This window comes from Pseudomonas sp. DVZ6, assembly GCF_024259445.1.
Classification (GTDB): Bacteria; Pseudomonadota; Gammaproteobacteria; order Pseudomonadales; family Pseudomonadaceae; genus Aquipseudomonas; species Aquipseudomonas peradeniyensis.
On sequence record NZ_JANCLM010000118.1, the window covers coordinates 1 to 400 of the forward strand.

The 400-nt window shown below is 47.5% G+C and carries 2 tRNA genes; both read left to right on the forward strand.

What is annotated here, in order from left to right:
* The first annotated feature begins 28 nt into the window (after window positions 1-28).
* Window positions 29-105: transfer RNA gene (locus NMG10_RS25885), tRNA-Ile, on the forward strand.
* A 33-nt stretch (window positions 106-138) separates the two neighbouring features.
* Window positions 139-214 (forward strand) — tRNA-Ala (locus tag NMG10_RS25890).
* Window positions 215-400 lie beyond the last annotated feature (186 nt).

A 400-nucleotide genomic window follows, 5' to 3' on the forward strand; every position in this document is an offset into this window, starting at 1 on the left:
GATGTAAAGACGATGCGACCTGTTATATAGGTCTGTAGCTCAGTTGGTTAGAGCGCACCCCTGATAAGGGTGAGGTCGGCAGTTCAAATCTGCCCAGACCTACCATTTATTGGTACTACCTGGTTCAGCTGGTCAAATGGGGCCATAGCTCAGCTGGGAGAGCGCCTGCCTTGCACGCAGGAGGTCAGCGGTTCGATCCCGCTTGGCTCCACCACTCTTTCAGGTTTCGCACTGCTCAGAACTTAGAAATGAACATTCGTTGATGAATGTTGATTTCTGACTTTTGTCAGATCGTTCTTTAAAAATTCGGATATGTGATAGAAATAGACTGAACACCAGTTTCACTGCTGGTGGATCAGGCTAAGGTAAAATTTGTGAGTTCTGCTCGAAAGAGCGACGT